Source organism: Streptomyces sp. NPDC030995, assembly GCF_055571215.1.
Genome location: NZ_JBVIFS010000001.1, coordinates 23,943 through 46,378 on the forward strand (window position 1 = coordinate 23,943; position 22,436 = coordinate 46,378).

Genomic DNA, 22,436 nt, shown 5'->3' on the forward strand with positions numbered 1-22,436 from the left:
TCAGCGCAGATGCAGGGCTGCGAGCAGGCGGTCGGCGACAGCCGGCCGGGGGCCTCCGTCGTCCCCGCGTACCGTCCGGAGGAGGTGGACGATGCGCCGCTCCTCGGTCTCACCCGTGATCAGGGCCGGGAGCAGGTCGGCGAGTGCCCATTCCGTTTCCCTGTTCGTGTCGGCGGTCAGCACCCATCGGGCAAGTACGGACAAGGCATCGAGGGTGAAATCGCGGTCGCCGAGAGCGGACCTCCACAGCCTGGGGATTCCGGTGGCCGCGGGATCGTCGTCGAGGCGGGCCCGGGCGTATTGGCGGAGGATCAGAGGATGGCCTCCGGCGCCTTCCTCCGCGTGCCGGCAGGCACCGAGGAACCCTCTGACCGAGAGTTCGAACACCGACCGGTGATCGTCCAGGGTTCGCAGCACCTCGGCCAATACCCCGGGGGCGGCCGACGAGAGCAAGAGGAGCTCCACCGACTGGGCCAGCTCGCTACCCAGCAGGTCGTCATCTTCCTGGCCATGCTGCTTGCGGGCTTGCACGCGCAGCGCAGCGAGTGCGTCCTCTGGCCGTTCGTCACCCACCAAGCCTTGGGCACGCACACCCACCCAGCAGCGCCTTCGGTTCTCGTCCGCCGTCCAGTGGTCGATGATCCGCAGGATGTGCGGGACCCCGACGCGGTGGGAGAGAACCAGTGCACTGACCGCGCCGATCAGTTGCTGGACGTGCTTGGACACTGCCCACGGCTCGATGATGAGAGCCATCGCCGACGGCAGATCAGTCGAGGCCAGCGCCGCCACCGTCGCGGCGGCTCGGGTGCGAACGAAGGGCCGTCCGTCCACGGCCAGCTTGCCCAGCCATGCCACCAGAGCGGGGCGAGCAGACGGATGCCCCGTCCACACCTCGCCCAACAGCACCAGCGCTGTGCGGCTGTCCTGGAACCCGGCCTTGCGCTGGAGGACCGGGCCCCACTCGGTGAGCTCCTCTTCTGGATAGTGGCGGGCCCGCGCCAGACGCAGGCGGTCACCGATGTGGGTGCCGAATACGGGGACCGCTCGTGGCAACGACGAGTTGGCGGTCTGCTGGAGTGCGTCGAACAGGAGATCGCTGAGTTCGGCTGTGAGAGCGTACGGGCCGTCGTTGAAGGCGGCGAGTGCGATCAGGAACGACTTCTCCCGCAGGTGCAGAGCGTCCTCGTCCATGGCGAACCATTCCTGGACCTGCTCCTCCAGGGCCGTCAGCGATGCGTCCCGCAAGGCGGATTCATCGACCTGGCCCAGGGCGAATTGCGCGAGCACCTTGGCGTACTTAACGACTTCCCGCGGCTGATGACCTCGCGGCAGGAATTCTGAGACGGCAGGCAGGGCCATGAGCCGACGGGCCTTCTCGGGGCCTGTCTCGGACTCCAGGTGCGCCCGCAGCAAGGCCGCTGCCGAGGGTGGGTCCCATGGCCAGGTGCGCACATCATCCTCGACCCACGGGCGCAGCCCTGTGGTGATCACGAGGTAGCCACCGCGATCCCGAAGACGGTCACGGAGCGAAAGCAGGTGCGCTTCGCGCAATGGCTGGGCTCGGCCCGTCACGAGATCGCACAGGACGTAACTGGTGGCCTCCCCCTTCTGGATCTGTGGGAGCAGTTCGGCGGGCGAGACGTCCCGGTCCACCGTATGTACCGGTGTGGCGCCGAGCCGGCGCAACAGCATCAGGGCTGCGGTGCGACGTCCGCTGGACGGCACACCGGTCAGTACCAACACCCGTTCTTCCCTGAGACGGTCAAGAAGATCGTCGAAGCGTGTTCCCTCGCTCACGAAGTTTCGGGCGAGATCGTCCAAGGCCTCGGCGGGGACCTCCCCGGAAGCGTGGGTGGGGCCCGACCTGCCGAACAGGAAATAGTTCTCGGTCTTGCCTCCGGTGATCACGTCGCCTGCGATCCGGCCCGCCACCACGCCATGGTTTACACCGTCGAAGCCCAGCGATCTCGGGCGGTGCGCGTCCAGCTCGCGCCGGGTGTCCCAGGCCTTCTGCGGACGCGGCTCCTCCTTCGCCGCGCCCTCCGCGCCGCCCTGCTTGGAATCGGCCTCGACCGAGTCCGGCTTTGCCTCCGCCACCGGTTGCTGATCCGGTTGCTTTCCGGGCGTGGGTGAACTCATGCACCCTCACCCGGTCGGTCCTGGAACTCGATCCCCCCATGCATCACACCGCCCTGGATGACGGTCCCGTTGATCTGCTGGGCGACGACGCCGTTGTTCGTGCCCCGGAAATCGACCGCGCCGCCTCCTCCGCCCACGGAATCTGCGGGCATCGGCGGCGCCGGTTGGGCGGCGGTCGGCAGTGGTCCGTGGAGCCAGGCCTTCAGCGGGCCGTTCTTGCTGTCCACCGCGATCTCGTGGAACGCGGAGGCCGGGATGCCCGTGTGGTCATGCCGCACGATGCCCGCGTACACCGTCTCGGAGACGCACAGGGCGATGTCCTCCGTCCGCTGGCGCAACGCAGTACGCAGCGTGTCGGCGTCCAGCAGTCGGCACGCGTAGTTGAGGTCGGAGCCGACCCAGCCGTCGACGGCGTCGACGGTGACGAAGCCCGTGGCCACCACCGCGCGCAGCTTGATCTGGGCTGTGCTGGAGGCCATTCGGTTCACCGCCCGCAGCTGGGCCGGCGCCTCGGTGAGCAGCACGCGCAGCAGCGCCGTCAGTGGGGCATTCGCGTCGATCATCACCAGTACGCCATCACCCCGGTCGGCGCGCAGGTGGTGGGTCTGGTCAATGCCTGCGGACTGAAGGACGCGCTCCACGACGTCGTAGAGCATGCGCCGCAAGTACGCCTGCTCCACGTCGTCCCGGTCGCTGAACCTCTCGATGTCGAGCAGCAGCAGGTTGCGATTGAGCGGGTCGGTCATGACTGCCTCTCGTGAGTCGTGTGCCGTGCGGAAACAGCGTGCGGGCACGCGACATGCAGGTGTGAGGGCAGACGACGCACTGGAACTGTGACCGTGTGCACTGACCGCTCAGGCGCCGGGGCGGCCGATCCGCCGCAGGACGTCCGGTCGTACGATCACCAGCGCCCGGCGTCCCGTGCTGACGACTCCCCGGTCACGGAGCTCCTTCAGCTGCCGTTGCACCATCTCGCGAGAGGCCCCGACCGCACCCGCGAGCTCCTGCTTGGTCAGCGGGACGGTGATCTCCACGCCTTCGTCGATACGTCGGCCGTGTGTGCGAACGAGATCGAGCAGCAGGGTTGCCAGGCGCTCGCGCACGCTCATCGAGGCGAATTCCAGCTGTCGCCGGTCAGCGAAACGGGTGCGGTCGGCGGAGAGTCCGAGGAGGGTGAGAGCGACCGAAGGACAGCGCGCGAGGAACTCGCGGAAGGTGTTGTGGTCGATGGCCGCGGCCCGGACCGGTTCCAGGGCGGTGACGGTTGCCGACCGGGGCCGCCCAGTGACGGCGGCAGATTCGCCGACGATGTCGCCGGGGCCCCGCAGGGCCAGGAGGGCCTGGTAGCCGCTGGGCGCGGAGGCGGTCACCTTGGTCCAGCCCGTGAGGATCAGCAGAACGTGCGTCGATGGCTCGTGCTGCTGGATCAGCGGAGCCCGGGGGCTGAACGCCAGTTCGCGCCCCAGCTTTCGTAACGCGGTGGCGTCCTCGATCTCCAGCCGGGCCAGGAAGGGGACGCGGTCGTCCAGTCCTCCGTCGCCCGGGAGATAAGCCGAATCCATGCGAGCCCCCCGATCATTCCGGGCGGTCAATGTACTGACCGGGGGCGCTCCGGGCTGCGGAAACGACAGGATTGACGTCGGAGGGGTCAGCCGGTCCCAGCAGAGCGGCGCCGGCGCAGGCCCGTCACCGTGACGCCGATGAGGACCATCAGGCCGAGGGCGCCGCCCGCCAGGCCCGGGGTGAGGCCCTTCGGGGTGAAGGTGCAGGAGACCTTGTCCGTGCCCGCGGGGAGGGTCACGGAGAGCAGGCCGTGGAAGCTCTTCGTCGGGGCGGAGCACTGCCAGCCGGGGACGTCCGTCACCGCGAGGACGGCGGTGCGCTCCCCGCCGGGAGGCAGGGTCGCCCTGATCGAGTGGCCGCCGACGTCCACCGAGGTGGCCCCCGTGGCGGTGAGCCGGGACACGGCCGTGTCGAGGGCGGCGCGGTCCAGGCAGCCGAGCGGGTGGTTTCCGGCGTCGGCGCCCTGCGTACCGGTCCGCACGGTGACGTCGACCCGTCCCGAGGCGGGGACGGCGCCCAGGGGGGTCACGCCCGTCATCAGGTCCTCCAGCGGCTTCTCGGCGCCGCCGGCGCGGACGGTGCCGTACAGGGCGGGGGAGTACCAGTAGGCCTCGGAGCCGGGGGTGCACCGGGCCGCGTACGTCTGCTCGGAGGCGGTGCCCCCGCGGGTGACCTGGGGGACCTGGTAGACGGTGGCGCCCAGGACGTTCTCCTGGCGGGCGTAGACGCTGTCCGCCGGGTTGGGGGAGGTGTGGCCGCCGGTGCGGACGGTGACCAGCGGGGGCGCCGGGAACTTCGAGCCGGTCCAGGTGCCCGGGGCGGCCCCGGGGCGCACTCGTGCGCCGATCGAGAAGATCGCGTCGAGCACGGGGTTGTCGGCGCCGAAGAAGGTCCGGCCGTCGTTCTTGAAGCCGTAGCCGAGGGGCTCCAGGGCCTGGTAGGTGGCTTCGGGGAGGTAGCTGCTGTAGTACTGCGGGCCCTCGGCCCGCAGGGCCAGGGCGTCGTTGTACGAGGTCTGCGGCGCGCCCGAATCCGTCCGGTAGGCGGGCCAGCCGTCCACGCCTCGGACGGCCTCGAAGTGGTCGTTGATCGACCGGTTCGAGGTGACGGTCGGCTTCGCCCAGCGCTCGCGGGCCCGGCGGGCGTCCGCGTTGGCCGCGGCGACGGTGGACTCGGCGAAGACCACGCCGATCATCAGGGCGGCGGCCACCGGGACGAGGTGGCGGCGCTTCTCGCCGAGGGAGAGCAGGACCAGCGCGAGCAGCGAGGCCCCACCGCCGCCGAGCACGGCGGGCCAGGTCCAGCCGCCGAAGTCGTCGGTGCGGCGCAGTACGAAGGTGGCGGCGACCAGCAGCGCGGCGACCAGGGCCAGGTGCAGCGGGCGCGGCCGGTTGGCCAGCGCCAGCCAGGCGACGACCACCACCATGCCGCTGAAGACGAAGGCCTCGCGGTACGGGTTGCCGTTCGGCACCGCCAGCCCGTGCCACATGTACTGCGTGGGCGGGAACTGGAAGGAGGCGACCACGAGCAGGGTCGCGGCCGCCCACACCAGGCGGGTCTTCCTCGCGATGGCGGTGTTGAGGACGAAGGCGCCGGCCAGGATCAGGCCGAGCGAGGCGACGTAGAGGCGGGGCCGGCCGCCCCACAGGTGCGTCGCCGGGAGCATGCCCGAGAGGAAGATCTCGATGCGGACGGGGTCGAAGGCGGCGGCCTGGGTCGGCTGCGCCGAGCCGCTGGACAGGAACGACGGCAGGAGGAGGGGGAGGGTGAGCAGTATCCCGGTCCCGGCGGCCGTCCCGGCCCGCCACAGGGCGCGCAGCCGATGCCTGCCCGTCATGTCGCGGGTGATCAGGCGGATGGCCAGCAGGACGCAGGCGGCCATCGTGGCCATCATCGCGGTGTAGAAGTTCCCGAACCAGGCGAGCGCGACGAGCAGGGCCGCGCCCGGCCAGCGGCGCTCCTCCAGGCACCACTCGACGGCGATGCCGAGCATCGGGAGGGCGACCAGGCCCCACAGCCACATCGGGATGTACGAGGCGTCGCTGAGCGCCCAGCCGCACAGGCCGTACGTGGCTCCGAGCACGCCCCGCTGCCACCACGGGCCGGGGTGCAGCTTGCCCAGGTAGACCGTCATCAGGGCGGCGGCGGTGCCCATCGTGATCGGGGTGATCGCGAAGACGGCCAGGTCGACGTGGGCGCGCGGAACGAGGACGACCAGCCAGGAGAAGGGGTTGCCGAGGTACGTGTAGTAGTCGGACAGGAACTGCTGGCCGAATCCGCCGCGCCAGGTGAAGAGCAGGTCGCCCGCGGCCTGGCCGTGGACGAGGTCCCACAGGGCCCGGTGGAAGGGCACGTACTGGTTGGCCTGGTCGTTGAGGGCGCGGCCGGTGTCGCCGAAGGGGAAGGTGCCGCGGGCGACCCAGGCCGAGCAGAAGGCGGCCGAGGTGATGAGGAAGGCCAGCAGGGGCCCGTAGAGGCGGACGGCGGCCCGGCGTGCGGTCCTGCGCGCGGCTCTGCGTGGGGCCGGCAGGTCCGGGGCCGGGGGGCTGGTGTCGACGTCGACTGTGGCCGGCTCGGGTGCCGCGGTCCCCAATGTCCTGCTCCCTGCTGATCGACTCGCGTGATCGACTGGCGCGTGTCCGCGCCCGGGCAAGCCGCCAGTTTAGGGCGCCGGGACGGGCAAACCCGCCGAGCGGGCACTTCCCGCTTGCGTCCGGCGTGTTTTCGTGCTGGGCATTTGTTTTGACCTACCTCTGTGAGGTAGGTACGCTCTGACCTTGTGCCTGGGGTGTGCCCTGGGCTCCCGCGTGTGCGTAAGACCCCGCGGAGAGCCGAGAAGACCACACCGCGATCCGCGCCCTCTTTCACCTTGGTGAAGGTGTGCAGGATCCGACACACCCGACCGCGTGGGTCGGCAAATGTTCCAGGTTAGCTTCACTACACGGCACACAGAAACCGGAGAAGTAGTGCCTACGATCCAGCAGCTGGTCCGTAAGGGCCGGCAGGACAAGGTCGAGAAGACAAAGACCCCCGCGCTCGAGGCTTCGCCCCAGCGTCGCGGCGTCTGCACGCGTGTGTTCACGACCACCCCGAAGAAGCCGAACTCGGCGCTCCGTAAGGTCGCGCGTGTGCGTCTGACCTCCGGCATCGAGGTCACCGCTTACATTCCGGGTGAGGGACACAACCTGCAGGAGCACTCGATCGTGCTCGTGCGTGGTGGCCGTGTGAAGGACCTGCCGGGTGTTCGTTACAAGATCATCCGCGGTGCGCTTGACACCCAGGCTGTCAAGAACCGCAAGCAGGCCCGCAGCCGCTACGGCGCCAAGAAGGAGAAGTAAGAATGCCTCGTAAGGGCCCCGCCCCGAAGCGCCCGGTCATCATCGACCCGGTCTACGCATCTCCTCTGGTGACGTCGCTCATCAACAAGATCCTCCTGAACGGCAAGCGCTCCACCGCCGAGCGCATCGTTTACGGCGCCATGGAAGGCCTCCGCGAGAAGACCGGCAACGACCCGGTCATCACGCTGAAGCGCGCGCTGGAGAACGTCAAGCCGTCCCTCGAGGTCAAGTCCCGCCGTGTCGGTGGCGCGACCTACCAGGTTCCCGTCGAGGTCAAGCCGGGTCGTCAGTCGACCCTGGCCCTCCGCTGGCTCGTGGGTTACTCCCGCGCCCGTCGTGAGAAGACCATGACCGAGCGCCTGATGAACGAGCTGCTCGACGCCTCCAACGGTCTTGGCGCTGCCGTCAAGAAGCGCGAGGACACGCACAAGATGGCCGAGTCCAACAAGGCCTTCGCGCACTACCGCTGGTAGTCCCACCCCACATCGAGACCGAGAGAAGACCGAAGCCTTATGGCTACCACTTCGCTTGACCTGGCCAAGGTCCGCAACATCGGGATCATGGCCCACATCGACGCGGGCAAGACGACCACCACCGAGCGCATCCTGTTCTACACCGGTGTGTCGTACAAGATCGGTGAGGTCCACGACGGCGCTGCCACGATGGACTGGATGGAGCAGGAGCAGGAGCGTGGTATCACCATCACGTCTGCCGCTACGACCTGCCACTGGCCGCTCGAAGACGTTGACCACACGATCAACATCATCGACACCCCGGGTCACGTCGACTTCACCGTCGAGGTGGAGCGTTCGCTCCGCGTCCTCGACGGCGCCGTCACCGTCTTCGACGGTGTCGCCGGTGTGGAGCCGCAGTCCGAGACGGTCTGGCGTCAGGCCGACCGTTACGGCGTGCCGCGCATCTGCTTCGTCAACAAGCTGGACCGCACCGGCGCCGAGTTCCACCGCTGCGTCGACATGATCAAGGACCGCCTCGGTGCGGTTCCGATCGTCATGCAGCTCCCCATCGGTGCCGAGGCTGACTTCCAGGGTGTCGTCGACCTCGTCACGATGAAGGCGTTCGTCTGGTCCGCCGAGGCGACCAAGGGCGAGATGTACGACATCGTCGACATCCCGGCCACGCACACCGAAGCTGCTGAAGAGTGGCGCGGCAAGCTGGTCGAGACCGTCGCCGAGAACGACGACGAGATCATGGAGCTCTTCCTGAACGGCGACGAGCCGTCCGTGGAGCAGCTGCACGCCGCCGTCCGTCGCATCATCCTCGGCTCCGGCAAGGGCAAGGGCGAGCCCACGATCACCGCGGTGTTCTGTGGCACGGCGTTCAAGAACAAGGGCGTTCAGCCCCTGCTCGACGCTGTCATCCGCTACCTGCCGTCGCCGCTGGACATCGAGGCCATCGAGGGCCACGACGTCCGCGACGCCGAGGTCGTCGTGAAGCGCAAGCCTTCCGACGAGGAGCCCCTCGCGGCGCTGGCGTTCAAGATCATGCGCGACCCGCACCTCGGGAAGCTCACCTTCGTCCGGGTTTACTCGGGCCGCCTGGAGGCCGGCACTGCGGTGCTGAACTCCGTCAAGGGCAAGAAGGAGCGCATCGGCAAGATCTACCGCATGCACGCGAACAAGCGTGAAGAGATCGCCGCGGTCGGCGCCGGCGACATCGTCGCCGTCATGGGCCTGAAGCAGACCACCACCGGTGAGACGCTGTGTGACGACAAGGCACCCGTGATCCTGGAGTCCATGGACTTCCCGGCTCCGGTCATCCAGGTCGCCATCGAGCCCAAGTCCAAGGGTGACCAGGAGAAGCTGGGTGTCGCCATCCAGAGTCTCGCGGAGGAGGACCCCTCCTTCCACGTTCACTCGGACGAGGAGACCGGCCAGACCATCCTCGGCGGTATGGGCGAGCTGCACCTCGAGGTGCTGGTCGACCGTATGAAGCGCGAGTTCAAGGTCGAGGCCAACGTCGGCAAGCCGCAGGTCGCGTACCGCGAGACGATCCGCAAGACCGTCGAGCGTCACGACTACACCCACAAGAAGCAGACCGGTGGTACCGGTCAGTTCGCCAAGGTGCAGATCGCGATCGAGCCGATCACCGAGTCGGACGGTCCGGCGTACGAGTTCGTGAACAAGGTCACCGGTGGCCGCATCCCGAGGGAGTACATCCCCTCGGTCGACGCCGGTGCGCAGGAGGCCATGCAGTTCGGCATCCTCGCGGGCTACGAGATGACGGGCGTCCGCGTCATTCTTCTCGACGGTGGCTACCACGAGGTCGACTCCTCGGAGCTCGCCTTCAAGATCGCCGGTTCGCAGGCCTTCAAGGAGGCCGCGCGCAAGGCTTCCCCCGTACTGCTCGAGCCGATGATGTCCGTTGAGGTCACCACGCCCGAGGAGTCCATGGGCGACGTCATCGGTGACATCAACTCCCGCCGTGGCCAGATCCAGGCCATGGAGGAGCGTCACGGCGCGCGTCTCGTGAAGGGCCTCGTGCCCCTTTCGGAGATGTTCGGCTACGTCGGAGACCTCCGCAGCAAGACCTCGGGTCGCGCCAGCTACTCGATGCAGTTCGACTCCTACGCCGAGGTTCCCCGGAACGTCGCTGAGGAGATCATCGCGAAGGCCAAGGGCGAGTAACTCTTCGGAGTACACGCTTTAGGCTTGTCACCGGAACCTCTGGGGCAACAGGAGCAACACTCCCGTTGCCCCGGGGGACCGGCTTTCCAGCAAAGATCACCTGGCGCCGATGAGTAAGGCGTACAGAACCACTCTCCAGGAGGACCCCGTGGCGAAGGCGAAGTTCGAGCGGACTAAGCCGCACGTCAACATCGGCACCATCGGTCACATTGACCACGGTAAGACGACCCTCACGGCCGCCATTACCAAGGTGCTGCACGACGCGTACCCGGACCTGAACGAGGCCTCGGCCTTCGACCAGATCGACAAGGCTCCTGAGGAGCGCCAGCGCGGTATCACCATCTCCATCGCGCACGTCGAGTACCAGACCGAGGCGCGTCACTACGCCCACGTCGACTGCCCGGGTCACGCGGACTACATCAAGAACATGATCACCGGTGCCGCGCAGATGGACGGCGCGATCCTCGTGGTCGCCGCCACCGACGGCCCGATGCCGCAGACCAAGGAGCACGTGCTCCTGGCCCGCCAGGTCGGCGTCCCCTACATCGTCGTCGCCCTGAACAAGGCCGACATGGTGGACGACGAGGAGATCCTGGAGCTCGTCGAGCTCGAGGTCCGTGAGCTGCTCTCCGAGTACGAGTTCCCGGGCGACGACCTGCCGGTCGTCCGCGTCTCCGCGCTGAAGGCCCTCGAGGGCGACAAGGAGTGGGGCGAGAAGCTTCTCGGCCTCATGGCTGCCGTCGACGAGGCCATCCCGACCCCGCCGCGTGACACCGAGAAGCCGTTCCTCATGCCCGTCGAGGACGTCTTCACGATCACCGGTCGCGGTACGGTCGTCACCGGCCGTATCGAGCGTGGTGTCCTGAAGGTCAACGAGACCGTCGACATCATCGGTATCAAGGAAGAGAAGACCACCACCACGGTCACCGGTATCGAGATGTTCCGCAAGCTGCTCGACGAGGGCCAGGCCGGCGAGAACGTCGGTCTGCTCCTCCGTGGCATCAAGCGCGAGGACGTCGAGCGCGGCCAGGTCATCATCAAGCCCGGTTCGGTCACGCCGCACACCGAGTTCGAGGCCCAGGCCTACATCCTGTCGAAGGACGAGGGTGGCCGTCACACCCCGTTCTTCAACAACTACCGTCCGCAGTTCTACTTCCGTACCACGGACGTCACGGGTGTCGTCACCCTGCCGGCCGGCACGGAGATGGTCATGCCGGGCGACAACACCGAGATGACGGTCGCGCTGATCCAGCCGGTCGCCATGGAGGAGGGCCTGAAGTTCGCCATCCGTGAGGGTGGTCGTACCGTGGGCGCCGGCCAGGTCACCAAGATCTCGAAGTAATTCGGGTTCTGACCTGGTAGCTCGTTCATCGGGCACCAAGTTGCACTGAAGGGCCCCGGCCCACCGCTTCGGCGGTGGGGCGGGGCCCTTCGGCGTGTGCGGGGCGTCCTCCCCCGTTCGGCCGTCATCCCGTCGGGCGCGCAGCGGATGCCCCCCGGGGCGCGGCACGCCAGGCTGCGGTCAACGGCGGATATCACCGAACAGACGAGGACCGAGCCATGTTCGAACACGGCGGCGCCCAGCTCCGGCATGCCGGCGTCATCACCGGGGCGGCGCTGCTGCTCACGGTCACGGCCTGCTCGGCCGGCAGGACCACCGTGGGCACACTCGCCTTCCGCGCCCACGACTCCCCGGTCGAGGTCAGGTACTCGAACACTCCCGTCCAGGGGTGCCACGAGATCCGTCTTCCGCACGGCGCGGCCCACGTGGAGAACCACAGCCTGGTGGACGTCGTCGTGTACCGGACACCGAAGTGCCAGAAGACCGAGGAAGCCGACGGGATCTACATCCCGGTGGCCACGTCGAACGTGACCGCCCCCGGCAGCCAGCCGTGGCGCAGCTTCTCCGTCGTCCACTGACCGGTTCCGGCGCGGAACGACCGAGGGCCGCACCCCGGGAAACGGGATGCGGCCCTCGGGCGCAAAGGCGTCGGGTCAGCTCACGCGGAGCGACTCGGTGAACTCCTTGCAGGCGGCGTAGTCGGGCAGCAGCCCGGTCGCGATGGCGTCGGCCAGCGACGGGGCGGCCTCGTCGCGGGCGGACAGCTGCGGGACGTCGGCCGGCCACTCGATGCCCAGGTCGGCGTCGAGCGGGTGAACCGAGTGCTCGCCGGTCGGGTTGAACGTCTCCGAGCAGAGGTACGACAGCGTGGCGTCGTCGCTCAGCGCGCAGAAGCCGTGGCCGAGGCCCTCGGGGATGTAGACCGCGCGGCGGTCCACGTCGTCGAGGCGGACGCCCTCCCACTTGCCGAACGTGGGGGAGCCGACCCGGAGGTCCACGATGACGTCGAGCACGGCGCCGCGTACGCAGGTCACGTACTTGGCCTGGCCGCGCGGCACGTCGGCGAAGTGGATGCCGCGGACCACGCCCGCGGAGGAGACCGAGAGGTTCGCCTGCGCCAGGTTCAGCGGGTGGCCGACGACCTCGGCGAGGCGGTCGAAGCGGTACCACTCGGTGAACAGGCCGCGCGGGTCGCCGTGCAGCTGCGGGGTGACCTCGAAGGCACCCTCTATGGAGAGCTCGCGGAACTTCATCGGGCGTCGGTCTCCTCGTCGAGCAGCGTCAGCAGGTAGTCGCCGTAGCCGCTCTTCGTCAGCGGCTGGGCCAGCTCGCGCAGCTGCGCGGAGTCGATCAGGCCGGCCCGCCAGGCCGCCTCCTCGATGCAGCCGATCTTGAAGCCCTGACGCTCCTCGATCACGCGGACGAACTCCGAGGCCTGCACCATCGAGACGAAGGTGCCGGTGTCCAGCCATGCGGTACCGCGGTCGAGGATGGTGACGTTCAGCTCACCGGCCTGGAGGTACGCGTCGTTGACGGCGGTGATCTCCAGCTCGCCGCGGGCGCTGGGCTTCAGGCCGCGGGCGATCTCGACGACCTGGTTGTCGTAGAAGTAGAGGCCCGGCACCGCGTAGCGGGACTTGGGCTTGACCGGCTTCTCCTCGATGGAGATGGCCTGGCCCGTCTCGTCGAACTCGACCACGCCGTACGCCGTCGGGTCCGCCACCGGGTACGCGAACACCCGGCCGCCCTTGGCGTCGGTGTGCTGGGCCAGGCGGGTGCCGAGGCCACTGCCGTGGAAGATGTTGTCGCCGAGGATCAGGGCGACGGACTCGTCACCGATGAAGTCGGCGCCGAGGACGAACGCCTGGGCGATGCCCTCCGGACGCTCCTGGACGGCGTACTCCAGCCGCAGGCCGAACTGCGAGCCGTCGCCGAGCAGCCGCTCGAACTGGTCGCGGTCGTCCGGGGTGGTGATGATCAGGATCTCGCTGATCCCGGCCATCACCAGGGTGGACAGGGGGTAATAGATCATCGGCTTGTCGAAGACGGGCAGCAGCTGCTTCGAGACTGCCCGGGTCAGCGGCCAGAGTCGCGATCCGGTGCCACCGGCCAAGAGGATTCCACGCATGGGGAGAACCCTATGCGAGAGGGCATGGGCGAGCCGAGCTCAGGGCATGTGACGTTCGGCGGGCGGCTAGACTCTTCGTATTATGCGCATCCTCGTGACCGGCGGCGCCGGCTTCATCGGTTCAGAATTCGTCCGCCAGCAGCTCGGTGCAGATGCCTCGGCCCGGATCACGGTCTTCGACAAGCTGACCTACTCCGGTGTCGAAGCGAATCTCGCTCCGGTCGCGGACCACCCCGGATACACCTTCGTCAAGGGCGACATCTGCGACGCCGAGGCCGTGGACCAGGTCATGGCCGGCCACGACGTCGTCGTGCACTTCGCCGCCGAGTCCCACGTGGACCGCTCGATCGCCGGCGCGGGTCCGTTCGTCATGACGAACGTCGTGGGCACCCAGGTGCTGCTGGACTCCGCCCGCAAGCACGGCGTCGGCCGCTTCGTCCACATCTCCACCGACGAGGTCTACGGCTCGATCAGCGAGGGCTCCTGGACCGAGGAGTGGCCGCTGGTGCCGAACTCCCCGTACTCCGCCTCGAAGGCGTCGTCCGACCTGCTGGCGCTGGCCTACCACCGCACCCACGGCATGGACGTGGTGGTCACCCGCTGCTCCAACAACTACGGGCACTACCAGTTCCCGGAGAAGGTCATCCCGCTGTTCGTCTCGAACCTGATGGACGGCAAGAAGGTCCCGCTGTACGGCAACGGCGGCAACGTCCGCGACTGGCTGCACGTCTCCGACCACTGCCGCGGCATCGACCTGGCCATGCGCAAGGGCCGCGCGGGCGAGGTCTACAACATCGGCGGCGGCACCGAGCTCACCAACAAGGAGCTCACCGGCGTCCTGCTGGAGGCCGCCGGCCTCGGCTGGGAGATGGTCGAGCAGGTCGAGGACCGCAAGGGCCACGACCTCCGCTACTCCATCGACATCAGCAAGATCGGCGCCGAGCTGGGCTACGCCCCGCAGGTCACCTTCGAGGACGGCATCAAGGCCACCATCGACTGGTACCGCGAGAACCGTGCCTGGTGGGAGCCGCTGAAGGCGAAGGCGGCCCTGCAGAAGTGAGGACCAACCCGCGAGCCGGGCGCTGGCTCGTCACCGGCGCCGCCGGGATGCTCGGCCAGGACGTCCTGGCCGTTCTGCAGCGCGCCCGGATCGAGGCCGTGGGCCTGAGCCGCGGCGACCTCGACATCACCGACCCGGACGCCGTCCGGGCCGCGGTCGAGGACGTCACCGTGGTCGTGAACTGCGCCGCCTGGACCGACGTGGACGGCGCCGAGACCGCCGAGGAAGCCGCCACCGCCGTCAACGGCACCGGCGTACGCGTCCTCGCCGAGGCCTGCGCCGCCGCCCACGTGCGCCTGATCCACGTCTCCACCGACTACGTGCTGCCCGGCGACGCCTCGGAGCCGTACCCGGAGGACGCCGAGACCGGCCCGGTCAACGCCTACGGGCGCAGCAAGCTGGTCGGCGAGCAGGCCGTGACCGAACTGCTGCCGCAGGACGGCTACGTGGTCCGCACCGCCTGGCTGTACGGCGAGCACGGGCCGAACTTCGTCGCCACCATGCTGAAGCTCGCCGCCCAGCGGGACACCCTCGACGTGGTCGACGACCAGCACGGCCAGCCCACCTGGTCCTACGCGCTGGCCCGCCACCTGGTCGAGCTCGGCCAGGCCGCCCTGAAGGGCTGGGCCATGGGCGGGATCTACCACGGCACCGCGAGCGGCCGGACCACCTGGATGGGACTGGCCCGCGAGACCTACCGGCTGAGCGGGCTCGACCCCGAGCGGATCCGGCCCACCACCTCCGAGGCGTTCGTACGCCCCGCCGTCCGCCCCGCCTTCAGCGTGCTCGCGCACGACCGCTGGGACGAGGCGGGCCTGGCCCCCCTCGCCGACTGGCGGGAGCAGCTGGCCGAGGCGCTGGCCACCCCCGGCTACACCGCACTGGCCAAGCAGGCCCGGGACGGCCGAGCGGGATGAAGGCCCTGCTGAACAAGCTGAGCGCGGCGCTGCCGCCGGGCACCGTCGCGGTGGCCGGCGGCACCGTCGTGCTCGGCGCGGCCTCGTACGTCCACCTGGGCGTGGCCGGTCACAGCCTGTCCACGGAGGCCATGGCCAACGTGTCGGTGCTGTGGACCATCGTGATGTCCGTGGGCATCGGCGTCTTCTTCCCCATCGAGCAGGAGCTCACCCGGATCGTCTCCGCCCGTGCGGTCCTGGGCCAGGGCAGCGCCCCGGTGCTCCGCCGCGCGGCCCTGCTGACCGCGGGGATCCTCGGCGTCACCCTGCTCGTGCTCGGCCTCGGCGCGGACCCCCTCGCGGACCTCCTCTTCCACGGCGACCGCGCCCTGGTGGCAGCGCTCGGCGGTGCCTTCGCCGGCATGGCCGCCTGCTACCTCACCCGCGGCGTGCTGGCCGGCCTCGGCCGCTTCGGCGCGTACGGCACCCAGCTCGCCGTCGACGGCGGCCTGCGGATCGTGCTCGCCTTCGGCTGCGCGATATCCGGGCTGCAGTCGGCACTGGCCTTCAGCCTGGTCCTGGCCGTCGCGCCCGTCGTCGCGACCCTCGTCACACTGCCCGCGCTGCTGCGCGCCGTCGGACCGGGCGAGCCGATCGCCTGGCGGGAGCTGTGCAACGGCCTCGGCCTGCTCGTCTGTGCGACCCTGCTGTCCCAGCTGGTCGTCAACGCGGCCGTGATGAGCACCAAGCTGCTGGCTCCGACCGACAGCGCCCTGATCGCGGCGCTGATGAGCGCGCTGGTCCTGGCGCGGGTGCCGCTCTTCGTCTTCGGCTCGCTCCAGGCCTCGCTGCTGAGCGGCCTCAGCGCCGCCTTCACGGCCGGCGACCGGGTGGCCTTCTGGGCGATGCTTCGCCGCATCGGCGTGGTTGTCGGAGCGCTCGGACTGCTCGGCGGGGTACCCGCCACGGTCCTGGGCCCCTGGCTCATCGAGGTGCTCTTCGGCGCCAAGGAGCCGGTGTTGGGCTGCTTCGACTTCTTCCTGCTGTCCGCCGGCACCGTGGCGTACATGTTCGCGATGGTGCTCGGACAGGCGCTCATGGTATTCAAGCGGCACAACCTGCAGCTGCTCTGCTGGGCCGTCGGTACCGCGGTCCTGGTGGGCATCACCCTGACACCGGGCGACGTGGCCATGCGCGTGATCGTTGCCTACGCACTCGGGTCCACCGCCACCGTGCTCGCTATGCTGGCAGCCCTGAGGCTGAGCTTCCCCGGAGCCGCCGCGGCAGCCGGTGAAGGACCCCGGCAGATGGCCGACGCAAGCGGCCCGGGCGTGGGCGCGGTCGGAAGATGACCATGCCGACCCAAGACGTCACACCGATCACCGTGCACTCGCATGTGCCACATTCCGCTGGAGCTACCGTGTCCCAATACGACGATGTCTGGCTGGTCATACCGGCCTATAACGAGGGCCAGGTGATCGCCGACGTGGTCGAGGGGGCCCGCAAGACGTTCCCCAACATCGTCGTCGTCGACGACGGCAGCACCGACGACTCGGCCGCGCACATAGCGACCACCGGCGCCCACCTGGTCCGCCACCCCGTCAACCTCGGCCAGGGCGCGGCCCTGCAGACCGGCCTCACGTACGCGCTCGCCCAGCCCGGCGCCAAGTTCTTCGCCACCTTCGACGCCGACGGTCAGCACCAGACCAAGGACGTCGAGACGATGGTCGCGGTGCTGCGCAGCGGCGAGGCCGACGTGGTGCTCGGCTCCCGCTTCATCGAGCAGAACGGCCAGGTGCCGTGGATCAAGCAGGTCGTGCTGCGCACGGCCGCCGCCGTCAGCCCGACCGCGCGCAAGCTCAAGCTCACCGACGCGCACAACGGCCTGCGCGTGCTGGGCCGGGAGGCCGCCGAGCAGCTGAACATCACGATGAACGGCATGGCCCACGCGTCCGAGCTCGTCGGCTTCCTCGCCGGCTCCACGCTGCGCGTCACCGAGGTACCGGTGGACATCCTGTACACCGACTACTCACGCGCCAAGGGTCAGTCCCTGATCAACGGCGTCAACATCCTTTTTGACATTTCGCTGCGGGAGCGTGGGCGTCGATGAAGTACTTCTGGATTCAGCTGCTGCTGATCGTCGGCTCGGTGTCCATGGCACTGATGTTCATCCGGACCTGGAGCCAGGCGAAGAACCGGGCCTGGAAGCGCATCGCGTTCTCCGCGTTCGTCGTCGTCAACGTGTACGCGGTGCTCCGCCCGACCGACGTCACCTGGCTCGCCCAGCAGCTCGGCGTCGGCCGGGGCACCGACCTGGTGCTGTACGTGATGGTGCTCGCGATGGGCTTCCTCACGCTCAACACCTTCCTGCGCTTCCGCTCGCTGGAGAAGAAGATCACCGACCTCGCCCGGACGGTGGCCATCAACGAGGGCGTACGGCACAACGACGCGCGCCTCGGGCAGGACGGCGCGGTTCCGGCGCAGACCGGCGCCAACGCCGGGGCGGACGACGACGCCAACGCCAAGGCCGGCTCCGACTCCGACTCCGTGAAGGCCTGAAGCTCCATGGCGACCTTCGACTTCATGCTCCCCTACTACGGGGACGTGCAGCTGATGCAGGACGCAGTCCGCAGCGTCCTGGCGCAGACGGACCCGGACTTCCGCCTCGTCGTCATCGACGACGGCAAGGAGCCGGACGTACCCGGCTGGTTCGAGCAGCTCGGTGACGAGCGCGTCCACTACACGCGCAACGAGCAGAACCTCGGCATCACCAAGAACTTCCAGAAGTGCGTACAGCTCTCCGAGGCCGACTACGTGGTCATCATGGGCTGCGACGACCTGCTGCACCCGCACTACCTGGAGACCGTCCGCGGGATCATCGGCGCCCAGCCGGGCATCGGCATGGTCCAGCCCGGCGTCGAGGTGATCGACGGCGACGGCCAGGTGACCCAGGGCCTCGCGGACAACACCAAGAAGCGGCTCTACGCACCGCAGGTCAAGGGCCGCCGGCTGATGGCCGGCGAGGAGCTGGCCGCCAGCGTGCTGCGCGGCAACTGGCTCTACTTCCCGTCGATCGCCTGGCGCGGCGAGGTGCTGCGCAAGGTGAACTTCCGGGACGACTACTCGGTGATCCAGGACCTCGCGCTGGTGGTCGACCTGCTCGAAGGCGGTGAGCAGATGGTCATCGACAACTCCACGACCGTCTTCCAGTACCGCCGGCACGCCGTCAGCGAGTCCTCGGTGCAGGCCTTCTCCGGCACCCGCTTCGCCGAGGCCGAGCGGTACTTCGCCGCGGTGGCCGAGCGCATGGACGCCCGCGGCTGGCCGAAGGCGGCCCGCGCGGCGCGCTTCCACAGCGCCTCCCGCCTGCACGCGCTCACGATGCTCCCGGGTGCGCTGCGCCGCGGGCAGCGCGAGGGCGCCCGTACGCTGGCCCGCCACGCCTTCACCTCCGGGCAGAGCTGAGCCCTTCCGCTCCGCGCGTACGCCGCCGTACGAGAAACGGCCTGCCGCCGGTCCCAGGACCGGCGCCAGGCCGTTTCGCGTTGCCTCTTCCCGTCAGTCCTCCGCGGGCTTCGGCTTCTCGGGCCTCGTGTCGCCGCGGAACGGCGGGACGTACGGCTCGCACTTGCCCCACTGCGCGAACTTGGGGCACTTGCCGTTCGGCAGCTGGACGTTGTGCGAGTACCAGGCGAGCTGACCCGCCGAGTTCTCCCTGGGGTCGCGCGGCATGAAGGCGTCCGCCGTGGCGGAGCCGGCCAGCCCGAACAGCAGACCCAGCGCGCACAGCGCACCCAGTACGACCGACCGGGGCCGGCTCGCCGACGCCCGCCGGACGCGCCCGGCCAGCGGCACCTCGACGTCGTGCGCGCGGATCCAGGCCTGGATCCGCCCGGACGCGAGGTACACGGCGAGCCCGGTCAGCGCGATCAGGCAGTACAGGATCTGGTGGCTCGTGCGCGGGTAGAGCTGGACCATCTGGTCGCGCTCCATGTGCGAGGCGTACCAGTAGCGCAGCACGAACGCGCTGCCCGTGCACGCCGCCAGGGTCAGCACCAGCGGCTGGCGCAGGCCGAGGCCCAGAGCCACGCCCAGCCCGGCCACCAGCACGATGGTGAAGAGACCGACACCGCCGAGCTCCCCGATCGGCGAGTAGGCGATGGTGCGCAGCGGACCGGGGGTGGAGGCGGCCCAAGTGGCGAAGTAGCCCGGGTCGCTGGCGGTGTCGTAGTAGAAGTACGTGTCCTTGGTCGAGCCGCTCGCGCCGAGCAGGTCCACCAGGTAGCTGCCGGCCAGCGCGAGGAAGACCGCGAGGGCCGACACCAGCGGCACCAGCCCGGTCAGCAGACCGCGTACCCCGCCCGAGCGGGTCAGGCCGACGAGCAGCACCGAGAAGAGCACGACCACGCCGATCGAGGACCAGACGAACCAGCCCGCGTACAGCAGGAACAGCACGGCGAGCAGCAGCCCGAGCCCGGCGCCGATCGCGATCGCGCGCCTGCGCCCCAGTACCGCGGACCGCTGCACCACCTGCACCAGCTTGGCGAAGACGGGGATCACGATCATCAGGACGAGCGGGGAGTACGGCTTGTACGGGTCGACCAGCGGCAGCGTCGCCGTCACGCCGATGCCCAGCGCCCACAGCGGGGGCAGCAGCATCCGCCAGGCCAGGTAGGCGGCGGGGCCGGTGATCGCGAGGAAGCCGATCATGACCCACTTCGAGGCCCTCGGCACATCGCCGTCGAAGAAGGTCTCCGCGGTCCAGGCGAGCAGGTGCGGGAAGCCGGGCGGGTACTCCGGCGGCAGCGGCACACCGTCGATGACGTCGTACGCCCACTGCTGGAGGTTGCCGACGTCGCCCCAGTTCGCGTAGATCGGCCACGGCGTCCCGCTCAGGCCCACGATGTTGCCGGACGCGGTCACGCCCGTGGCCAGGCCGGCCACCGCGGCGGCGCCGATCCGGGCGGCGGCGCCCGGCATCAGCCGGGCGACGAGCCAGTACAGGAGCAGCGTCGCCGTCAGCAGGACCACCAGCCGCAGCTGGATCCCGGCGAGTCCGCTGACCTGCCCGATCCGCGTCATCGGGTTGATCCGGATGCGCATGCACAGGACGATGAGCAGCAGGGCGGCGCCGAGGGAGGCGACCATCTCCGCGCCTATGAGGGCGAAGGCGCGGGGAAGCCCGCCGCCACGTCGGCGTGAGGCCCGGCGATCGCGTGCCGGGGCCGGAACGGATGCCGGCGCGGGAGCGGTGACAGTCATGGCCGCCAATTTACCTGGCCGCCCATACCCCGCGTGACTGCTCTGCGTCAACGGTGGGCCAGAGCTTCGGGGCAGTTGGTACCGTTGCCGCGACGAAGGCCGTGCGCAGAACCGATGGTGCGCCCTCGAAAAACCCGACCAGAACAGGAAGTGCCAGGGGTGCAGTCCGCAACCGAGACCAGGGACGCGGCTGCCGCGTCCGCCCCTGAACGGGACGGGGAGTCGCCCAGGACGGAGCGGCTGCTCGCCCGGGCGCAGTCCCTCGTCGGGTGGAAGTGGTTCTGGCCGGTGACCCTCGTCACCGGGTACCTGACGCAGGTGCTGTTCCGGCTCGTCCTGGTGTGGGGCAACAGCTATCCCTCGGTGCACGCGGACGAGGCCTCCTACCTCGTGCTGGCCCGGGTGCTCGCGGGACGGCCGACGACGGAGATGCCGGTCGGATCGGTCATCCCCGGCGGCTACCCGCTGCTGATCTCCCCGTCCATGTGGTTCACGGACAACCCGGTCACCGCGTACCAGCTGGTCATGGGCATCAACACGCTGATCAACGCGCTGGTCTTCCCGCTGGTCTACGTCGCCCTGCGCAGGCTCGACCTGCCCAAGGGGCTCTCGGTCCTGATCGCCATGGCGGCCGCCCTGATGCCGCCGGTGGTCTTCTACTCCGAGTTCGTCATGTCCGACACCCTGCTCCCCGTGGTCCTCCTCGGGTGGCTGATCACCCTGCACGGCTGGCTGAGCGAGGGCGAGCCGCGCCGCCGCCTCCGGTACGGACTCGGGACCGGCCTGCTGGCCGGCTTCTCCATGGCGGTGCACGACCGCGGTGGCGTGGTCGTCGCCCTCACCGCGGCGGTGCTGGTGGGCGCGCTCGTCTTCAAGTGGGCGCCGCTGCGGTCGACGCTCGCCGCGTGGGGCGGGCTCGCCGTCTCCGTGGCCGGCGCCAAGCTGCTCGCCATGTGGCTGGAGGCGCAGTTCAAGGACACGCCGCCGAGCTCGGTGGGTACCCAGGTCATCGACAATCTCGTGGACCCCGACCTGCTGCGCCGCACGATCACCCGTTCGATCGGGCAGCTCTGGTACTTCTCCGTCTCCTCCTGGGGCTTCGGCGCCCTCGCCATAGCGCTGATGGTGTTCGCCGTGTTCAGCCCCCGCTTCACCCGGGCCTCGCGGGTGGTCTCCTTCGTGATGCTCGCCCTGCTGTACGGGATCGCGCTCGCCGCGGCGGCCGGACTGCCGACGGACGCGCGGATCGACAACTGGGTCTACGCCCGCTACCTGGCCCCGCTCGTCCCGGCGTTCTTCCTGGTGGGCATGGCCGTGCTGTACCGCGCGCGGGCCGGTGCGCTGCTGCGGCTGGTGCTGGGCGGGGTGGTGTTCACCGTGCTGACCGCCGAGTTCGTGATCATCGTGGTCGGCAAGGGCCTCTACAAGCTGGCCATCATCCAGTGGGCCATGCCCGACGCGCTGTTCCTGGCCTCGGAGTGGTCGAAGCTGCACATGTGGCGGACGATCGCCGGAGCCCTGCTGGTGCTCGGCGCCTGCGTCCTCTTCAAGCTGGCCGGCGGCCGCCGGGTGATCTGGGCCGTGGCGGTGTCGCTGGCCCTGTTCGCGGCGTACGCGACGGCCACGGTCACCTCGAACATCGCCGAGCCGTACGCGAAGCACCGCAAACCGCAGGCCACCGGTTTCACCAAGTCCTCCGGGCTCAAGCCGGGCGAGAACCTGGTGATGGACTGGGACGTCGACTGGGGTCTGCGGATGGCCCAGTCGTACCAGGTGTTCGAGGGACGGGTCTGGACGAAGGACCTGGAGAACGGCGACAAGCCGCCGGCGAAGGCGGACGCGGCGGTGCTCCAGCTGACGAACGAGGACGCCAAGGCGGAGGACACATGGCCGCACGCGCCCGCGGGCTGGTACGTCGCCAAGGTCAACAAGCAGCAGGGCTGGGTGCTCTGGCGCCACCGCTGACCGCGCCCGGGGACCCCGGTGAACCACTCGAATATCCGTGCCAGTAGCATCCGGCGGATCAGTGGTGTCACCTGGTGAGTTCGCAACGCAGGGGTTGG

At 69.3% G+C, this 22,436-nt stretch carries 19 protein-coding genes; 12 read left to right on the top strand and 7 right to left on the bottom strand.

Annotated features, from left to right (window positions below; translation table 11 throughout):
* The 4 genes from ACZ45T_RS00105 to ACZ45T_RS00120 form a co-directional block, all read right to left on the bottom strand.
* Positions 1–2,139, bottom strand: coding sequence for a hypothetical protein (locus ACZ45T_RS00105; protein WP_468435777.1), 2,139 nt, complete (start codon positions 2,137–2,139; stop codon positions 1–3).
* Positions 2,136–2,885 (bottom strand): hypothetical protein, encoded by a 750-nt coding sequence (locus tag ACZ45T_RS00110; RefSeq protein ID WP_468435779.1) that lies wholly within the window; start codon positions 2,883–2,885, stop codon positions 2,136–2,138. The genes ACZ45T_RS00105 and ACZ45T_RS00110 overlap by 4 nt, the downstream gene beginning before the upstream one ends.
* Before the next feature lie 108 nt (positions 2,886–2,993).
* Positions 2,994–3,701 carry a Crp/Fnr family transcriptional regulator gene (locus tag ACZ45T_RS00115; RefSeq protein WP_468435781.1) on the bottom strand — a complete coding sequence of 236 codons (708 nt, stop codon included), beginning with the start codon at positions 3,699–3,701 and terminating at the stop codon, positions 2,994–2,996.
* Between the two features lie 86 nt (positions 3,702–3,787).
* The gene (locus ACZ45T_RS00120) at positions 3,788–6,295 is read right to left on the bottom strand and encodes a YfhO family protein (protein ID WP_468435783.1); all 2,508 of its coding nucleotides are present in this window, start codon (positions 6,293–6,295) and stop codon (positions 3,788–3,790) included.
* Positions 6,296–6,668: 373 nt separating this feature from the next.
* Between ACZ45T_RS00120 and rpsL the strand changes: the two genes are divergently transcribed.
* From rpsL to ACZ45T_RS00145, 5 genes are all read left to right on the top strand, one after another.
* Positions 6,669–7,040, top strand: coding sequence for a 30S ribosomal protein S12 (gene rpsL / locus ACZ45T_RS00125; protein WP_007265893.1), 372 nt, complete (start codon positions 6,669–6,671; stop codon positions 7,038–7,040).
* A gap of 2 nt (positions 7,041–7,042) precedes the next feature.
* Entirely contained in the window at positions 7,043–7,513 is a 471-nt protein-coding gene (gene rpsG / locus ACZ45T_RS00130) for a 30S ribosomal protein S7 (protein ID WP_007265894.1), read from the top strand.
* A 39-nt stretch (positions 7,514–7,552) separates the two neighbouring features.
* Positions 7,553–9,685 carry an elongation factor G gene (gene fusA, locus ACZ45T_RS00135; RefSeq protein WP_468435785.1) on the top strand — a complete coding sequence of 711 codons (2,133 nt, stop codon included), beginning with the start codon at positions 7,553–7,555 and terminating at the stop codon, positions 9,683–9,685.
* 148 nt (positions 9,686–9,833) lie between these two features.
* Positions 9,834–11,027: an elongation factor Tu gene (gene tuf, locus ACZ45T_RS00140; protein WP_031146566.1), complete on the top strand. Its 1,194-nt coding sequence runs from the start codon at positions 9,834–9,836 to the stop codon at positions 11,025–11,027.
* Positions 11,028–11,245: 218 nt separating this feature from the next.
* Entirely contained in the window at positions 11,246–11,605 is a 360-nt protein-coding gene (locus ACZ45T_RS00145; RefSeq protein ID WP_468435788.1) for a hypothetical protein, read from the top strand.
* Between the two features lie 75 nt (positions 11,606–11,680).
* Here ACZ45T_RS00145 and rfbC read toward each other — a convergent pair whose 3' ends face one another.
* On the bottom strand, positions 11,681–12,280 hold the full coding sequence (rfbC, locus tag ACZ45T_RS00150) for a dTDP-4-dehydrorhamnose 3,5-epimerase (RefSeq protein ID WP_468435790.1): 600 nt from the start codon (positions 12,278–12,280) through the stop codon (positions 11,681–11,683).
* Positions 12,277–13,155 (bottom strand): glucose-1-phosphate thymidylyltransferase RfbA, encoded by an 879-nt coding sequence (gene rfbA / locus ACZ45T_RS00155; RefSeq protein ID WP_468435792.1) that lies wholly within the window; start codon positions 13,153–13,155, stop codon positions 12,277–12,279. The genes rfbC and rfbA overlap by 4 nt, the downstream gene beginning before the upstream one ends.
* Positions 13,156–13,237: 82 nt before the next feature.
* Between rfbA and rfbB the strand changes: the two genes are divergently transcribed.
* The 6 genes from rfbB (at position 13,238) to ACZ45T_RS00185 (ending at position 18,576) form a co-directional block, all read left to right on the top strand.
* Complete coding sequence (rfbB, locus tag ACZ45T_RS00160) at positions 13,238–14,215, top strand: dTDP-glucose 4,6-dehydratase (protein WP_468435794.1); 978 nt, start codon at positions 13,238–13,240, stop codon at positions 14,213–14,215.
* On the top strand, positions 14,212–15,132 hold the full coding sequence (gene rfbD, locus ACZ45T_RS00165; protein ID WP_468435796.1) for a dTDP-4-dehydrorhamnose reductase: 921 nt from the start codon (positions 14,212–14,214) through the stop codon (positions 15,130–15,132). The genes rfbB and rfbD overlap by 4 nt, the downstream gene beginning before the upstream one ends.
* Positions 15,129–16,463, top strand: coding sequence for a lipopolysaccharide biosynthesis protein (locus tag ACZ45T_RS00170; RefSeq protein WP_468435798.1), 1,335 nt, complete (start codon positions 15,129–15,131; stop codon positions 16,461–16,463). Before rfbD ends, ACZ45T_RS00170 begins: the two co-directional genes overlap by 4 nt.
* Positions 16,464–16,531: 68 nt before the next feature.
* A complete protein-coding gene (locus ACZ45T_RS00175; protein ID WP_468435800.1) occupies positions 16,532–17,221 on the top strand; it encodes a glycosyltransferase family 2 protein in 690 nt (229 codons plus the stop codon).
* Positions 17,218–17,670: a DUF2304 family protein gene (locus ACZ45T_RS00180; RefSeq protein ID WP_468435802.1), complete on the top strand. Its 453-nt coding sequence runs from the start codon at positions 17,218–17,220 to the stop codon at positions 17,668–17,670. Before ACZ45T_RS00175 ends, ACZ45T_RS00180 begins: the two co-directional genes overlap by 4 nt.
* A gap of 6 nt (positions 17,671–17,676) precedes the next feature.
* The gene (locus ACZ45T_RS00185) at positions 17,677–18,576 is read left to right on the top strand and encodes a glycosyltransferase family 2 protein (RefSeq protein WP_468435804.1); all 900 of its coding nucleotides are present in this window, start codon (positions 17,677–17,679) and stop codon (positions 18,574–18,576) included.
* 93 nt (positions 18,577–18,669) lie between these two features.
* On the opposite strand, the gene ACZ45T_RS00190 is transcribed toward ACZ45T_RS00185, so the two are convergent.
* Positions 18,670–20,373: a hypothetical protein gene (locus tag ACZ45T_RS00190; RefSeq protein ID WP_468435807.1), complete on the bottom strand. Its 1,704-nt coding sequence runs from the start codon at positions 20,371–20,373 to the stop codon at positions 18,670–18,672.
* Between the two features lie 159 nt (positions 20,374–20,532).
* On the opposite strand from ACZ45T_RS00190, the gene ACZ45T_RS00195 reads away from it, so the two are divergent.
* Positions 20,533–22,338, top strand: coding sequence for a hypothetical protein (locus ACZ45T_RS00195; RefSeq protein ID WP_468435809.1), 1,806 nt, complete (start codon positions 20,533–20,535; stop codon positions 22,336–22,338).
* Positions 22,339–22,436: the final 98 nt, after the last annotated feature.

Excerpts from the sequence above, each read along its gene's own strand:
- ACZ45T_RS00105 (WP_468435777.1), bottom strand. The coding sequence starts at position 2,139 with ATGAGTTCACCCACGCCCGGAAAGCAACCGGATCAGCAACCGGTGGCG.
- ACZ45T_RS00110 (WP_468435779.1), bottom strand. The coding sequence starts at position 2,885 with ATGACCGACCCGCTCAATCGCAACCTGCTGCTGCTCGACATCGAGAGG.
- ACZ45T_RS00115 (WP_468435781.1), bottom strand. The coding sequence starts at position 3,701 with ATGGATTCGGCTTATCTCCCGGGCGACGGAGGACTGGACGACCGCGTC.
- rpsG (WP_007265894.1), top strand. The coding sequence starts at position 7,043 with ATGCCTCGTAAGGGCCCCGCCCCGAAGCGCCCGGTCATCATCGACCCG.
- fusA (WP_468435785.1), top strand. The coding sequence starts at position 7,553 with ATGGCTACCACTTCGCTTGACCTGGCCAAGGTCCGCAACATCGGGATC.
- ACZ45T_RS00145 (WP_468435788.1), top strand. The coding sequence starts at position 11,246 with ATGTTCGAACACGGCGGCGCCCAGCTCCGGCATGCCGGCGTCATCACC.
- rfbC (WP_468435790.1), bottom strand. The coding sequence starts at position 12,280 with ATGAAGTTCCGCGAGCTCTCCATAGAGGGTGCCTTCGAGGTCACCCCG.
- rfbA (WP_468435792.1), bottom strand. The coding sequence starts at position 13,155 with ATGCGTGGAATCCTCTTGGCCGGTGGCACCGGATCGCGACTCTGGCCG.
- rfbB (WP_468435794.1), top strand. The coding sequence starts at position 13,238 with ATGCGCATCCTCGTGACCGGCGGCGCCGGCTTCATCGGTTCAGAATTC.
- ACZ45T_RS00170 (WP_468435798.1), top strand. The coding sequence starts at position 15,129 with ATGAAGGCCCTGCTGAACAAGCTGAGCGCGGCGCTGCCGCCGGGCACC.
- ACZ45T_RS00180 (WP_468435802.1), top strand. The coding sequence starts at position 17,218 with ATGAAGTACTTCTGGATTCAGCTGCTGCTGATCGTCGGCTCGGTGTCC.
- ACZ45T_RS00185 (WP_468435804.1), top strand. The coding sequence starts at position 17,677 with ATGGCGACCTTCGACTTCATGCTCCCCTACTACGGGGACGTGCAGCTG.
- ACZ45T_RS00190 (WP_468435807.1), bottom strand. The coding sequence starts at position 20,373 with ATGACTGTCACCGCTCCCGCGCCGGCATCCGTTCCGGCCCCGGCACGC.